This is a genomic window from Pelomonas cellulosilytica (genome assembly GCF_021353265.1).
Classification (GTDB): Bacteria; Pseudomonadota; Gammaproteobacteria; order Burkholderiales; family Burkholderiaceae_C; genus Pelomonas; species Pelomonas cellulosilytica.
This window is the reverse complement of the sequence record NZ_JAJTWU010000006.1, coordinates 35,338-49,454: the sequence shown is the minus strand read 5'-3', so window position 1 is coordinate 49,454 and position 14,117 is coordinate 35,338. Positions and strand designations below refer to the sequence as shown.

Genomic DNA, 14,117 nt, shown 5'->3' with positions numbered 1-14,117 from the left:
GCATCATCGCCCACATCAATAATGCGGCCCCCGTGAACCACCACCCCCGATCCCTGCTCCGCACCGCCGCGTTGGCTCTCGCCGCGCTGTCGGCGCTCGGCACGCTGCTGTTGCTGATCCTGACCTTCGCGTTGCCCGGCTGGGTCGTGGGGCGCGGCGCGACGCTGGCCGGCGAAACGCTGGGCCGGCCGGTGCTCATCGAGCAGGCCCATGTGGAGCCCTGGCGGCTCGCGCTGGTCATCGACGGCGTGCGCGTGGCAGGCCCGGCAGCCGACCGGCCGCCTTTGCTGACGTTGGCCCGGCTGGACGCTGCGCTGTCGCTGCGGTCGCTGCTGCGCGGCCATGTCGTCTTCGAATCGCTGGTGCTGACGCGCCCCGAGCTGCGGGTCGCGCGCCTCGCTGATGGCCATTACGACATCGACGACCTGCTGGCGCACTTCGCCGCCAAGCCCGGAGACCCGCCGGCCGACGAGCCGGACATCGCCATATACAACATCGAGCTGCAGGACGGCCGCGTGCTGTTCGACGACCGGCCGGTGCAGCGGCAGCACGAGCTGGCCGGCCTGCACCTGGCGCTGCCGTTCCTGTCGACGCTGGACTCTGACGTCAAGGTCACCGTGCAGCCGCACCTGAGCGGCCAGCTCGACGGCGTCGCCTTCGACAGCCGCGTCGAGGCGCTGCCGTTTGCCGACGATGCCAGTGGACGTTTCAGCCTCAAGCTGGCCGGGCTGGACCTCGCGCCGCTGGGCGCCTATCTGCCCGCTAGCCTGCCGCTGCGGCTGGCCGCGGGCCGGCTGGACGTGGACCTGACGCTGGATTTCGCCGAACGCACCCGTCAGACGCCCGACGTGAAGCTCACGGGCGCGCTGCAGGTGCACGACCTGTCGCTGACGCAGCCGAGCGGCCAGCCGTGGCTGGCGCTCAAGCACCTCACGCTGCCGTTGAGCGACGTGCAACCGCTGCGCCGCCGCGTGGCGCTTGGAACGGTCCGGCTCGAAGCGCCGCAAGGCTGGCTGCGGCCCTGGCCGGCCACGACAGGCAGCAGCGTCGCCGGGCCGCCCTGGCAATTCAGCCTTGGCGGGCTGGCGTTGAGCGACGGCGAGCTGCATGCCGGCGAGCTGACGTTGGATGCCATCCAGCTGAAGACCGGTGCCGCCGACTGGCCGCTCGCCAGGCCCACGACGCTGAACCTTGGCCTGCGACTGGGCGACGGCACATTGACCGCACAGGCCCTCTTGTCTACCGACGAGCTGGACGTGCAAGCGCGCGCCCAGGGTCTGCCCATGGCCCGCCTGGCGCCGTGGCTGCCGCTACCTGGCGGCGCGAAGCTGGTCGCCACGCTGTCCGGCCAGCTGGCGCTGCAGGTGAAGCAGCCGCTGGTTGCAGGGGCCGCCGATCGCGCTCAGCTCAAGGTGACCGAAGTCGACGCCCGCAACGTCCAGGCGCTGCTGGCCGGTCAGCCGCTGCTGACGGTGGCCGAAGCGCGGCTGGACCGGGCCGACATCGACCCCGCCGCCCGCCAGCTGAAACTGGGCACGTTGACGCTCGATGCGCCGCGCGGCCAACTCGCGCGGACGGCGGACGGGCGGCTCAACATCGACGCGCTGCGGCCGCCGGAGGTTGCCGGCAGCAACGGCCCCGGCTGGACGTTGCAGCTGGCCGGTCTGCAGATCGACCGCGGCAGCCTGCGTTGGCGCGACGTCGCGGTCCCGGCGGGCACGCCGGAGGTGGCACTGACGGCCGAGCCGCTGCGGCTTCAGCTCGGCGCGTTTACCTGGCCAGCCACCGACGCCGTGCCCGTGCAGCTGTCGACGCGGCTGGCCGCTCAGGAGGGCGGCGAGGCGCCCGGCGGTGGCGGCCAGCTGCAATGGAACGGCCGCCTAGGCCTCGCGCCACTGTCCGCCAGCGGCAGCCTGAAGGCGCAGGGCCTGCCGGTGCAGTGGCTGAGCGCCTACCTGGACGCCGCCTGGGGTGTGCAGCTGCAGCGGGCCGAGCTGGGGCTGGTGGCCGAGCTGAACGGCGCCCGGCAGCCGGACGGCACCTGGCAGGCCCGGCTGGAGGGGGATGCGCGCATCGGCCCGCTGGCATTGCTGCAGACCCGCCTCGTCGACGGTCAGCGCGTCGCCGGCGAAGACCTGCTCAGCTTCCAAGCGCTGCAGCTCGACGGGCTGAGGCTGTCGCTCGCGCCCGGCACGCCGACACGTGTGGCTGTCCGCGACGCGACGCTGGACGACGGCTACGCCCGCCTCATCGTCAACGAGCAGGGGCGCTTCAACCTTCGCGACCTGCGCCCGGCGGCCGCGGCGTCCGCCGCCGCACCGGTGCAGCCCACTGCCTCGGCGCCGTCGGCCGAGCTGGCCGTCGAACGCCTGCGCGTCAACCGCGGCCTGGTCGACTTCAACGACCGCTTCATCAAGCCGCACTACAGCGCGCGGCTGAGCGAGCTGCAGGGCTCGCTGGGCGCCTTCTCGACGACCGGTACGGCGATGGCGCCGCTGACCTTGCGCGGCAAGATTGCCGGCACGGGCCAGCTGGCCGTGGACGGCCAGCTCAAGCCAGGCAGCCCGCTGGCGATGGACGTGGACGCGCAAGCCAGCGACATCGAGCTGGCGCCGCTGTCCGGCTATGCTGGCAAGTACGTCGGCTACGGCATCGAGCGCGGCAAGCTGTCGGCCCGGCTGCACTATCAGCTCGATCCCGGCGGCCAGCTGGTGGCCAGCAACCAGATCACGCTGAACCAGCTTACGTTCGGCGAGCGCGTCGACAGCCCCGACGCGACGACGCTGCCCGTGCGCTTCGCGGTCTCGCTGCTGAAGGACCGCAATGGCGTCATCGAGGTCAACCTGCCGGTCAGCGGCTCGCTGAACGACCCCGAGTTCAGCGTGGGCGGCCTAGTGTGGAGGCTCGTCCTTAACCTGGTGGGCAAGGCGCTGACATCGCCGTTCTCGCTGTTCTCGGGCAGTGATTCGCCCGAGGAAGCCCAGATCGCCTTCGCCCCTGGGAGCGCCGAACTGGCCGCTGGCGAGCAGCTCGAACGCATTGCGCGGCAACTGGCCGACAAGCCGGCCGTGCAGCTGACGCTGACCGGCTGGGCCGACTCGGAAACCGAGGTGCCCGCGCTGCGCGAGCTGCATCTGGCCGCGGCGCTGCAAGCCCAGCGCGCGGCCACGCCGGAGGCGGCGTTGAAACGTCTGTACGACGCCACGTCGCTGCCGAACAAGCCGCGCAATGTGCTCGGCCTGCCGAAGGAACTGCCGCCGGCCCAGATGCGCGGCCTGCTGATGGCACGGGACGACGTCGATGACGAGGCGCTGCGACAACTTGCCGTGGCGCGGGCCGTCGCCGTGCGCGATGCGCTGCTCGCCCGCGGCGCCCCCAATGCGCGGGTCTTCCTAGGTCCACCCAAGCTCTGCAATGGCGCTTGCGACAGCGGCTGGCGCCCCCATGTCGAGATCTCCCTCGACGCTCCATGAAAGTCTTGCGATGAATCTCGAACGCATCACCCTGGCCGGCGGTTGCTTCTGGTGCCTTGAAGCCGTCTACGAGCGCGTGCGTGGCGTACACCGTGTGGAAAACGGCTACAGCAACGGCCACGCCGCCCAGCCCAACTACGAGCAGGTCTGCAGCGGCAGCACCGGCCATGCCGAGGTGGTGCGCCTCGACTTCGACCCGGCCGAGGTGTCGCTGCGCGAGCTGCTGGAAGTGTTCTTCACGATCCATGACCCGACGACGCTCAACCGCCAGGGCGCCGACGTTGGCACGCAGTACCGCTCCGGCATCTACTGGCACACCGAGGCGCAACGTCAGCTGGCGGCCGAGGTCATTGCCGACGCTAACGACGCGCACGCCGGCCGTGTCGTCACCGAACTGCAGCCGGAGACGAACTACCACCCGGCCGAGGCCTACCACCAGCACTACTACGCGCGCCACCCCGACCAGGGCTACTGCGCCTTCGTCGTCGCCGGCAAGGTGGACAAGTTCCTGACCAGCTTCAAGCGGCTGGTCAAGTGACGCTCGCCTGGCAGGGCCTGCGGCATCGCTATGCCAACGGGGCGGAGATCGCCTACGCCGACTTCGCACTTCCTGCCGGTCGCCATCTGTTGCTGCAGGGCGCTTCGGGCTCTGGCAAGTCCACGCTGCTGGCCTTGCTGGCGGGGCTGCTGCGCGTGCAGCAGGGCGAGCTGACGGTGGCCGGCACGGTGCTTGCGGGCCTGAGCCCGCGGGCGCTGGACGCCTGGCGCGGCGCGACGCTGGGCGTCGTGCCGCAGCGGCTGCACCTCAGCGAGGCGCTGACGGTGGCTGAGAACCTGGCGCTGCCGGCGCTGGCCGCCGGTCAGGGGGCGGAGCCCGCGCGCGCCGCGGCGCTGCTCGATGCGCTGGGCATCGCTGGGCTGGCGGCACGCAAGCCGCATCAGCTCAGCGTCGGTCAGGCGCAGCGCGTGGCGCTGGCCCGTGCGTTGATGCGCCGGCCGCGCCTGTTGCTGGCCGACGAACCCAGCGCCAATCTCGATGACGACCACACGGCGGCTATGCTGGCCTTGCTGCGCGACGTGGCGCAGCGCGAGGGCTGCACGCTGGTCGTCGCCAGCCACGATTCACGCGTCGTCACCGCGATGGCCGATGCGGTCGGGCTGGTGCTACCGGCGCGCGCCGACGCCGTGGATCGTGCCGGGGAGGGGGCGGCATGATCCGGCTCGCCTGGCGCTATCTGTGGTCCAGCCCGTTGACGGCGGCGTTGAACCTGCTACTGCTGACCTTGGGGCTGGCGGCCGTGACCTTCGTGCTGCGCGCGAGTGCCCAGGTGGAAGCGGGCCTGAAGCGCGACCTGGCGGGCATCGACCTCGTCGTTGGCGCCAAGGGCAGCCCGATGCAGATCATGCTGGCCGGCGTCTTTCACCTCGACGCCCCGACAGGAAACATCCCGCTGGCGACGCTGGACCTGCTCCAGCGCCAGCCGCTGGTGGCCCAGGCCGTACCGCTGTCGCTGGGCGACTCCTTCCGCGGCTACCGCATCGCCGGCACCACGCCCGACTACATCGGCCTCTACGGCGGCCGGCTTGCGCACGGGGCACTGTGGACCGCGCCGATGCAGGCCGTGCTGGGTGCCGAGGTCGCGCGAGCGTCGGGCTTGAAGCCGGGCGACCACTTCGCCGGCAGCCACGGCCTGGCCGACGGCGGTGGCGCCCACGGCGATCATCAGTTCGAGGTCGTTGGCGTGCTGGCGGACTCCGGCAGCGTGCTGGACCGCCTCGTGCTGACCGACCTGGCCTCCGTCTGGGAGGTGCACGAAGACCACCATGCGGCGCACGACGCCGACGAACCGCGCGAGATCACGCTGGCCCTCGTGCGCTACCGCAGTCCGCTGGCGGCCGTCATGCTGCCGCGCTGGGTCAATGCGCAGGAAGGGCTGCAGGCCGCGGCCCCGGCGCTGGAGACCGCCCGGCTGATGCGGCTGGTGGGCGCGGGCACCGAGGTGCTGCGCGGCTTCGGGCTCGTGCTGCTGGCAGCAGCGGGCCTGTCTGTCTGGGTCGCGCTGCTGCACGCGGTGCGCGCCCGACAGGGCGACCTGGCCATGCTGCGCATGCTTGGCGCACCGCCGGGGCGCGTTGCCGCGCTGATTGCGCTGGAGGCGCTGGTGCTGGCCGCATTGGCGACCGTGCTGGGCCTGGCGGCCGGCCACGGGCTGGTCGCCGTGCTGGAGCGGCTGCTGGCCGAGCGGCAATCGCTGCGGCTCGGGACCCTGGGCTGGAGCGAGGCCGAATGGCTGGTGCCGGCGATGGCCGGCTCGCTGGCAGTGCTGGCGGCGGCCTGGCCCGCCTGGCGGGCCTATCGTCTGGATGTCACGACGCTGCTGCAAGCTCCACGCTGACACTCGACAATCACGCTATGAAGTTCAAGCCTGCACTCCTCCTTCTCAGCCTTGCCGCCGCAGCAGCCTTCGCGCAGACGCCGCCGGCCATCGGCCAAGGCCCTGGCTTTCACGACCCGCGCAGCCCGTTCAAGCCGCTGGAAGAGCGCGCCGACATCGTGTCGTGGAAGCTGCTGTCCCAGGTCACGGCGCGGGCCGAGAAGAAGAAGCTCATCCCGAGCTTCCCCGCCGCAGTGCAGGCGCTGGACCGCAAGACGATCAAGGTGCAGGGCTTCATGATGCCGCTGGAGGCGGGCGACAAGCAGCAGCATTTCCTGCTGTCATCGGTGCCCACAACCTGCTCATTCTGCGTGCCGGCCGGGCCCGAAGGCCTCGTGGAGGTGCGCACGAAGAAGCCCGTGCGCTACACGCTCGAGCCGGTGGTCGTGGAGGGGCAGCTGGCAGTGCTGACCGACGACCCCTACGGCCTGTACTACCGTGTCGAGGACGGCGCGGCCGTCAATTGATCATGGCGCCAGGCGCTCGCGCCCCCAGGCACCGTCCGTCAGCTTGAAGCACAGCCGGTCGTGCAAGCGCGAGCGGCGCCCCTGCCAGAACTCGAAACGGTCCGGCACCAGCCGGTAGCCGCCCCAGTGCGGCGGGCGCGGCGGGTGCAGTCCGTGCTGCGCGGCGGCTTTGGCCGCGTTGGCCACCAGCACGGCGCGCGAGCTGATGACGCGGCTCTGCGGCGAGGCCCATGCCCCCAGGCGCGAGTCGAGCGGCCGGCTCTTGAAGTAGTCGTCCGATTCCTCGGCCGACGTCTTCTCCACGCGTCCCTCGATGCGCACGACGCGCTCCATCTCCACCCAGTGGAACTGCAGCGCGGCGTAGGGGTTGCCCGCCAGCTCCTCGCCCTTGCGACTCTGGTAGTTCGTGAACCAGACGAAGCCCCGCGCGTCGCAACCTTTCAGCAACACGACACGGGTGGACGGGCGGCCTTGCGCACCCACTGTTGCAACGGTCATGGCGGTGGGCTCGGACACGTCATGGGAAATGGCTTCGTCCATCCACCGATTGAAGAGGGCCTGCGGTCCGTCCGCGGCGTGTGCCTCGTCCAGTTCCCCCAGCTCGTAGCTTTTCCGGAATTCGCTCAACTTGCTCATGGACCCGAAGTATGCAGACCTTCCCTTAAGTGAACGCCCCAGTGCCATGCACAAGGTCACTGGGCATGCTTGTGGCAGTGCAGCAAACCACCCACAGGGCCACAACATGATGAAGCGACGTCCCGCCATCGTCGTGCTGGCCGCAGGCCGTGGCACACGGTTCCGCGGGGCGGTCCACAAGCTTGCCCAGCCGATCGAAGGCGCGCCGGGTGCCGAGACGGTGACGGTGCTGGAGCGTACGCTGGCGCATGCCGTCAAGACGCAGTTGCCGGTCGTCGTCGTCACGACGCCGGCTCTGGCCACACTGGCCAACCGCGTCGTAGCCGCGCGCGATGTCGTCGTGCTCCCGGAGGTCGATGCGCAGGGGCGGCCGCTGCCGGTCGGCATGGGGCATTCCATCGTGGCCGGCGTCAGCGCGACCGGCGATGCCGAGGGCTGGCTCATCCTGCCCGGCGACATGCCGCTGGTGCGCACCGACACGATGCTGGCCGTTGCGCAATGCCTGGAGCGCTATCCGGTCTGCTATCCGCAATACCAGGGGCTGCGCGGCCATCCGGTCGGTTTTGGTACCGAGCTCTATTCGGAATTGATGGCGCTGCACGGCGACGAGGGCGCCCGGCGCATCGTGGCGCGCTATGCGGCTCACCCCATCACGGTGGACGACCCGGGGGTGCATGTCGACGTCGACACGCCCCAGGACCTCGAGCGCGTGCGTTTATAGCGGCGCGCACAGGCCGTGTTGCGCGGCGAGATGGGCCTGGCGCTCCAGCTCCTTGTCGCGGATGCCTTGCTCGCGCAAACCCTGCACCGTGCGCAGCAGGTAGTCGAGCGTCGTGCCGTAGCGGCCTTGCGCGTGGCGGAAGATGTGAAGCAGCTCTGGCTCGTGCAGGGTGCCGGTCCAATGCGGGCTTTGCCGCGACAGCGTGAACGCCAGCGCACGCAGGCGCCGCGGCTCGCCGGTTTCCGTCATGCAATTCAGCCAGCGGGGTTCATAGACGCCGTTGGGCATCTCGCGCGCCCACAGGCGCTCCAGCGTCTCTTCTCCGGCATTGCGCGGGATGCGGTAGACCAGCCCGCGGCAACTGCCGCCGGACACCAGCGCTAGCACGAGGCCTGGCTGCTGTGGCGAGCCGCGGTTCACGCTGGAGCGCATGCGCAGCACGCGGTGGTAGCCGAGCACCCGCGCGTGCAGGGCCTCGGCATACTCGAACTCCGGCCGCCAGATCAGCGAGCCGTAGGCGAAAAGCAGCAGGTCCTCGCCGCCGTCGCGCCACTCGCGGGCGGTGCGCTGCAGCAGGTGGGCGCTGCGGGCCGGGCCGTGGGGAATCGGGATTGCCAGTGACGCCATTGCCACGCATGTTGTCATGTCGGTACCCCGACCGTAACCCGGGACCCGCGGCGGGCAAGTAATATGGTTACCTAAATTCGCAAGGCTTGGTTACGAGACCGAGACCGTCCGGAGACCTCCATGAATTCCACCCTCCAAGAAGTCACCCAGCGCATCCGCGAGCGCAGCGCCAAGCTGCGGGGCGACTACCTCGCTCGCATCGCGCAGATGGACAACCGCCAGCGGGGCTTCGAGCGCATGGGTTGCGCCAACGTCGCCCATGCCGTCGCGGCGCTGCCGGACAACGACAAGTTCCGCGTCGTCGCCGAGAAGGCGCCGCACCTGGGCGTCGTCACGGCCTACAACGACATGCTGTCGGCCCACCAGCCCTACGAGGGCTATCCGGCACAGATCCGCGCGACGGCACACCGCCTGGGCGCCACCGTGCAGGTGGCCGGCGGGGTGCCGGCGATGTGCGACGGCGTGACGCAAGGCCTGCCCGGCATGGAGCTGAGCCTGTTCTCGCGCGACACCATCGCCATGGCGACCGCCATTGCGCTGACGCACGATGTATTCGACGCCGCGCTGCTGCTGGGCATCTGCGACAAGATCGTGCCGGGCCTGTTGATCGGTGCGCTGCACTTCGGCCATCTGCCTTGCGTCTTCGTGCCCGCGGGCCCGATGGGCACGGGCATCTCCAACAGCGAGAAGGCGAAGGTGCGCGAGCTCTACGCGCAGGGCAAGGTCGGCCGTGACGAGCTGCTGAAGAGCGAGTCCGCCGCTTACCACAGCGCCGGCACCTGCACCTTCTACGGCACCGCCAACAGCAACCAGATGCTGCTGGAAGCCATGGGCCTGCACGTGCCCGGCAGCGCCTTCGTGCACCCGCACGACGACCTGCGTGCCGCGCTGACGAACGAAGCCGTCGCCACGGCGCTGGACATCAGCGGCCGCAAGCCTGGCAAGGGCGCCAAGCCGATCGGCAAGCTGGTGGACGAGCGCAGCATCGTCAACGCAATGGTCGCGCTGCTGGCCACCGGCGGCTCCACCAATCACCTAATCCACTGGGTCGCCGTGGCGCGCTCGGCCGGCATCCTGATCGACTGGACGGACTTCTCCGACCTTTCCGGTGTCGTGCCGCTGCTGGCGCGCGTCTACCCCAACGGCAGCGCCGACGTGAACCAGTTCCAGGCCGCGGGCGGCCCGAGCTTCGTCATCCGCGAGCTGCTGGACGCCGGCCTCATGCACGAGGATGCGGTGAGCGTGGGCGGCGACAGCATGCGCCCCTACACTTTCGTGCCACGCGCCGTGGGGCAGGGCGGCGAGGTGGTGCGTGAGGCCTTGCCGGCCGTCAGTGGCGACGACGGCGTGGTGCGCACGGCCGGTGCGCCATTCAGCGCGACCGGCGGCCTGATGCTGCTCACGGGCAACCTTGGCCGCGCCGTCATCAAGATCTCCGCCGTGCCGGAGGACCGCCATATCGTCGAGGCGCCTTGCCGCATCTTCACGACGCAAGAGGCCATGCAGGCCGCCTTCAAGGCCGGCGAGCTGGAGCGCGACGTGGTCGTCGTCGTGCGCTTCCAGGGGCCGCACGCGAACGGCATGCCCGAGCTGCACAAGCTCACGCCGCCGCTGGCCGTGCTGCAGGGCAAGGGCTTCCGCGTCGCCCTCGTCACCGACGGCCGCATGAGCGGCGCCTCGGGCAAGGTGCCCGCGGCCATCCACGTCAGCCCCGAGGCGCTGGCCGGCGGCCCGCTGGCCCGTCTGCGCGACGGCGACGTCGTGCGCGTGGACGGCGTGGCCGGCACGCTGCAGGCGCTGGTGCCAGATGCGGAATGGAACGCCCGCGAGCTGGCCAAGCTGGACCCGGCCGAAGCGCTCGTCAATGCCCACGGCCTGGGCCGTGAACTGTTCGCCGGTATGCGCCGCAACGCCCTCAGCGCCGAAGAAGGCGCCATCACTTGGCTCTGAGAATCCATCCCATGCTCGACACCCTCAGCCTGGCCAGCCACGGCCCCGTCATTCCCGTCATCGTCATCCAGCGCCTGGAAGACGCCGTGCCGCTGGCCGAGGCGCTCGTCGCCGGTGGCGTGAAGGTGCTGGAGGTGACGCTGCGCACCCCCGTGGCGCTACAGGCGATGGAAGCCATGGCCAAGGTGCCAGGCGCCATCGTCGGTGCCGGCACGCTGCGCACCCCGCAGGACGTCGTCAACGCGAAGAACGCCGGCTGCCAGTTCGGCGTGAGCCCCGGCTACACCGACGCGCTGGCGGCGGCGTGCAAGGACAGCGGCCTGCCGCTGCTGCCCGGCGTGTCCACGGCGTCGGAGGTCATGCAGGCGAATGCCGCGGGCTATGGCTTCCTGAAGCTGTTTCCCGCCGTCGCTGTTGGCGGCGTGAACCTCCTGAAGGCGCTGGCGGGTCCCTTCCCCGACGTGGCGTTCTGCCCGACGGGCGGCATCTCGCTGGAGACCGCGCCGCAGTTCCTGAAGCTGCCCAACGTCAAGGTCTGCGGCGGGTCCTGGCTCACGCCGCAGGACGCCGTCGACGCCAAGGATTGGGCCCGCATCACCAAGCTGGCCATCGAGGCCGCGGCGCTGCGCGCCTGACCGAAGCCGCCCTCGCGCAGGTCGGTGCGCGCGCGGCGCACGGCTTTTGACCGCGCGATCAGCCGCATATGCGGCTGATCGTCGTCGCACTTGCGGGAAGGCCGCGTGGCACGGTGAGATGCCGCTCGCGCGTCTGGAACGTCAGCGCCCGTCGAGTGCCATGCGATACCGCACAGGCCTGGCGGGCTTAGACGTTGGCTCAGGCAGCAAGCCTCAATGGCGCAGCCACGCGAAGCTCGTCCAGCACCGGCCCCTGCCAGGGCAGCAGGTACACCAGCGTGGCCAGCGTCGTGCGCCGCCGAGACGACAGCAACGGCCGGCTGCGGTCGTCCAGCAGCAGCACGTTGGACCGCACGCTGAGCGGATCGGTCTGGACGATCGTGCCGTCCTCCATCTCCACCCAGTCCCATTCGACCCACGCCACCACGTTGGCGTGGCGGCGTTCCCAGCGCGTGACGCCGCTGATGCATCGGTCGCCTACTCGGGCCTGATTCACGCGCGTCACCGCGTGTCGAACATCCTGAGCCGCGCTGGAGAGCGCAGCCACGGGCCAGCAGACACTGCCCTCGGGCAGGCGGATCGAGCTCGACATGGCGTCACCTTTCGGTCGTTGTATTGAACGAAGCTCAGTCTGTGATCACCGACTGTCAGGGACAAGCTGGCAGACTTGGCAGGTATGGGCAGTGCCGAAATGAATTACCAGCAATTGATCGACGTCGGGTTGAGCGAGGACCTCGCCAGCTTCGAACGCCGCCTCGTCGCGACCGCCGACGCGATGGGATTTCCGATCATTTCTGGCGCGCTAATGCGTGGGCTTCCCAAGGATGGTGAGGTCCAAGGGCTCAGCTTTGGCAACACGCCAGCGGGCCATGCGGAGGCCTACAAAGACCTGGGTGAGACGCTGCGCGATCCGGTCTTCGATCGTCTGATGGCGCAGCCACTGCCCGTCGTCTATGACCAGGCCACGTACACCACGGCAGGCGTGGGCGAACTTTGGGAGACCCAAGCGCCTTACGGCTACAAGACGGGCATCGCCGTCAAGCTGCAGCTTGGCGCGGGAGATAAGCAGTTCCTGCTCGGTGTGGACCGCGAAGAGCCGTTACCCGAGCTTGGCGCCGGCCTCACGCAGCTCATTGGCGGGTTGCAGCTGCTGGCGGTCCATGCCATGACGGCCGCGGATCGGTTACTGGGACGCAGGCTCGACGTGGCGGCACTTCCCAAGCTGACGAAGAGGGAGCTCGACGTGCTGAGCTGGACGGCCCAGGGCAAGACGGCATGGGAAGTGAGCGTCATCCTCGGCATGAGCGAGAAGACGGTGAATTTCCATCTCGGCAATGTGATGCGCAAGCTGGAGGTCAATTCCAAGCATCAGGCCGTGCTGAAGTGCATGAGCGCCGGCCTTCTCTGAGGCGCGCAAGCTGGCAGACCTTCTAGGTTTCTTGACGCTCGAAAAAAAGGAAAGTTCGGCTCTGTGATTTGTTCACTCCAACCCGGAGCCCGACCATGAGCCTTATCGATCTTGTCTACTCAGTCCTTGGCATTCCCCGCGTCGGCTGCTGATGCCGACAGTCGCGAAATTGGTCCCGTCGTGTCCATTTCCGCAGAAACCTACGCACGACTGTTGAGCCTCGCCGACCAGGCGCCGCTGGAATGTCTGCCGCTGACCTCGCGCACGCTCGCCGAGGCCAAGATCCTCGGCTACAACCAGATCGGCCAGATCCGCATGACGCCGGTCAGCCGGCTGCGCGTGGATCTCGGTGCCGAGCGCGCGGAGGAGCTCAAGCGCGCACTCTATGACTACGGCATGCGTCAGCCCGGCATGCAGGACGCCGCGGCCTGACGCCGAAATTCTGCGGTGCCGGGTGGCATGCTCGTCCGTCGCATCAAGGCGGAAGGTGTGTTCCATCGATACGACGCGGTCCGTTTCGCCCGCCCTGTGTGTCCCGCACGAGGCAGCGATTGGGGCTGGCGTTTTGCGGAGCCGTCCAGTTCGCTGACGTGTCCGAGTATTCGATCTTTTTTCTCCAAGTGCCCGTGCTCGGTGAGCACGGCACTGGAATCGGCGCAGTGGCTTCGGCTCGCGAGGCGCGCCGTCGTGGCTCCGGGTCTGAGCCGCATCGGTCACCTGCGGCATCGTTTGCGGCAACGCCCAGGGCGGTCCAGGCTGGACTGAGCCCGTTGGCCGCGTTCGCCCGGTCAGCCGTTGCGCCGTGCGAGCATGCAGTCTGCAAAGACCTCAGCCATGCAAGACCGCCTCATCCCTCTCGAGTCCTCGCCGCGCCGTGCCGCGCTGTTGCATTTCCGCGGCATGGCCCAGCCCGCCTTCAATGTGACGGTGCCGGTCACGGTGACCCGTCTCCGCGAGCGTGCAGCCGCCCACGGCGCCACGCCATGGCTGGCGTACCACCATGCGGCACTGGAAGCGGCCAACGCCGTCGATGCGATGCGCCAGACGCTGCTGCCTGACGGCAGCGGCGTGCGCGAGTTCGCGACGATTCATGCCAGCACCACCGTGCTGCGGGATGACGGTAGCTTCGGCTTCGTCACATTGCGTCGCGATCCCCTCCTGGAAGCTTTCGCTGCGCGTGCCAAGCCGGGCGTCGAACGCGTCCGCCGGGCCAGCGGCGACCTGTTCGCGGCCGACGAAGCCGACGATGTGCCTGAGCAGGCGCTGGTCCACATGACCGCGCTGCCCTGGCTGGCCTTCACCGGCTTCACGCACGCCCGCGGCGCGGCCGATGACCGCCCGAAGATAGCCTTCGGCCGCTTCAAGGAGGAGGGCGGCCAGCTGCTGATGCCGGTATGTGTCGACGTTCATCACGCGTTGTGCGATGGCGTGCATGTCGGCCGCTTCTTCGAGCGCATGCAAGCCCAGCTCGACGCGATCTAGCGGGATTGTCGATGTCGAGCCCGCTCGATCGTCGTAGTCCGTCACTCCCCTGAAAGGACTTGTCGTGGCTGCTGAAGTCAAGGTCAAGGGCCCCGCTTCCTACTTCCCGTCCATCGAAAAGAAGTACGGCAAACCGATCGCCTACTGGCAGCAGGTCATTGCAGGCGCAGGCGAGCTCAAGCACATGGAGCTGGTCAACAAGCTCAAGACCGAGCACGCCATGGGCCACGGGCACGCCAGTGCACTGGTCGCCCATTTCCTGGCACGGAACTAGGCTGGCGAG

15 protein-coding genes are annotated in these 14,117 nt (G+C 69.3%); 12 read left to right on the top strand and 3 right to left on the bottom strand.

The annotated features are described in order from the left end of the window. Positions 1-32: 32 nt before the first annotated feature. The 5 genes from LXT13_RS15600 to LXT13_RS15580 are packed head-to-tail and all read left to right on the top strand — an operon-like array spanning position 33 to position 6,375. Positions 33-3,473 (top strand): DUF748 domain-containing protein, encoded by a 3,441-nt coding sequence (locus LXT13_RS15600; protein WP_233372890.1) that lies wholly within the window; start codon positions 33-35, stop codon positions 3,471-3,473. A 10-nt stretch (positions 3,474-3,483) separates the two neighbouring features. Next, on the top strand, positions 3,484-4,011 hold the full coding sequence (msrA, locus tag LXT13_RS15595) for a peptide-methionine (S)-S-oxide reductase MsrA (RefSeq protein WP_233372889.1): 528 nt from the start codon (positions 3,484-3,486) through the stop codon (positions 4,009-4,011). After that, a complete protein-coding gene (locus LXT13_RS15590; RefSeq protein WP_233372888.1) occupies positions 4,008-4,688 on the top strand; it encodes an ABC transporter ATP-binding protein in 681 nt (226 codons plus the stop codon). The genes msrA and LXT13_RS15590 overlap by 4 nt, the downstream gene beginning before the upstream one ends. Further along, complete coding sequence (locus tag LXT13_RS15585; RefSeq protein ID WP_233372887.1) at positions 4,685-5,869, top strand: ABC transporter permease; 1,185 nt, start codon at positions 4,685-4,687, stop codon at positions 5,867-5,869. Before LXT13_RS15590 ends, LXT13_RS15585 begins: the two co-directional genes overlap by 4 nt. 17 nt (positions 5,870-5,886) lie before the next feature. Then, positions 5,887-6,375: a DUF3299 domain-containing protein gene (locus LXT13_RS15580; protein ID WP_233372886.1), complete on the top strand. Its 489-nt coding sequence runs from the start codon at positions 5,887-5,889 to the stop codon at positions 6,373-6,375. On the opposite strand, the gene pdxH is transcribed toward LXT13_RS15580, so the two are convergent. After that, on the bottom strand, positions 6,376-7,011 hold the full coding sequence (pdxH, locus tag LXT13_RS15575; protein WP_233372885.1) for a pyridoxamine 5'-phosphate oxidase: 636 nt from the start codon (positions 7,009-7,011) through the stop codon (positions 6,376-6,378). Between the two features lie 109 nt (positions 7,012-7,120). Here pdxH and LXT13_RS15570 point away from each other — a divergent pair, with 109 nt between their 5' ends. Then, entirely contained in the window at positions 7,121-7,732 is a 612-nt protein-coding gene (locus tag LXT13_RS15570) for a nucleotidyltransferase family protein (RefSeq protein ID WP_233372884.1), read from the top strand. Here LXT13_RS15570 and LXT13_RS15565 read toward each other — a convergent pair. Then, entirely contained in the window at positions 7,727-8,377 is a 651-nt protein-coding gene (locus tag LXT13_RS15565) for a gamma-glutamylcyclotransferase (protein WP_419964679.1), read from the bottom strand. The two genes, LXT13_RS15570 and LXT13_RS15565, sit on opposite strands and share 6 nt — an antisense overlap. A gap of 102 nt (positions 8,378-8,479) precedes the next feature. Between LXT13_RS15565 and edd the strand changes: the two genes are divergently transcribed. Continuing rightward, positions 8,480-10,309: a phosphogluconate dehydratase gene (gene edd, locus LXT13_RS15560; RefSeq protein WP_233372882.1), complete on the top strand. Its 1,830-nt coding sequence runs from the start codon at positions 8,480-8,482 to the stop codon at positions 10,307-10,309. 11 nt (positions 10,310-10,320) lie between these two features. After that, positions 10,321-10,944 (top strand): bifunctional 4-hydroxy-2-oxoglutarate aldolase/2-dehydro-3-deoxy-phosphogluconate aldolase, encoded by a 624-nt coding sequence (gene eda, locus LXT13_RS15555; RefSeq protein ID WP_233372881.1) that lies wholly within the window; start codon positions 10,321-10,323, stop codon positions 10,942-10,944. A 199-nt stretch (positions 10,945-11,143) separates the two neighbouring features. Here the strand turns inward: eda and LXT13_RS15550 are convergent, their stop codons facing one another. Next, positions 11,144-11,536, bottom strand: coding sequence for a DUF4902 domain-containing protein (locus LXT13_RS15550; RefSeq protein WP_233372880.1), 393 nt, complete (start codon positions 11,534-11,536; stop codon positions 11,144-11,146). Positions 11,537-11,635: 99 nt separating this feature from the next. Between LXT13_RS15550 and LXT13_RS15545 the strand changes: the two genes are divergently transcribed. The 4 genes from LXT13_RS15545 to LXT13_RS15530 all read left to right on the top strand — a co-directional run bounded on the left by LXT13_RS15545 (position 11,636) and on the right by LXT13_RS15530 (position 14,108). Continuing rightward, positions 11,636-12,352 (top strand): helix-turn-helix transcriptional regulator, encoded by a 717-nt coding sequence (locus LXT13_RS15545; RefSeq protein ID WP_233372879.1) that lies wholly within the window; start codon positions 11,636-11,638, stop codon positions 12,350-12,352. 180 nt (positions 12,353-12,532) lie between these two features. Continuing rightward, a complete protein-coding gene (locus tag LXT13_RS15540) occupies positions 12,533-12,784 on the top strand; it encodes a hypothetical protein (RefSeq protein WP_233372878.1) in 252 nt (83 codons plus the stop codon). 402 nt (positions 12,785-13,186) lie between these two features. Beyond that, entirely contained in the window at positions 13,187-13,834 is a 648-nt protein-coding gene (locus LXT13_RS15535) for a CatA-like O-acetyltransferase (protein ID WP_233372877.1), read from the top strand. Positions 13,835-13,898: 64 nt separating this feature from the next. Then, entirely contained in the window at positions 13,899-14,108 is a 210-nt protein-coding gene (locus tag LXT13_RS15530; RefSeq protein ID WP_233372876.1) for a DUF4287 domain-containing protein, read from the top strand. The last annotated feature ends 9 nt before the right edge of the window (positions 14,109-14,117 follow it).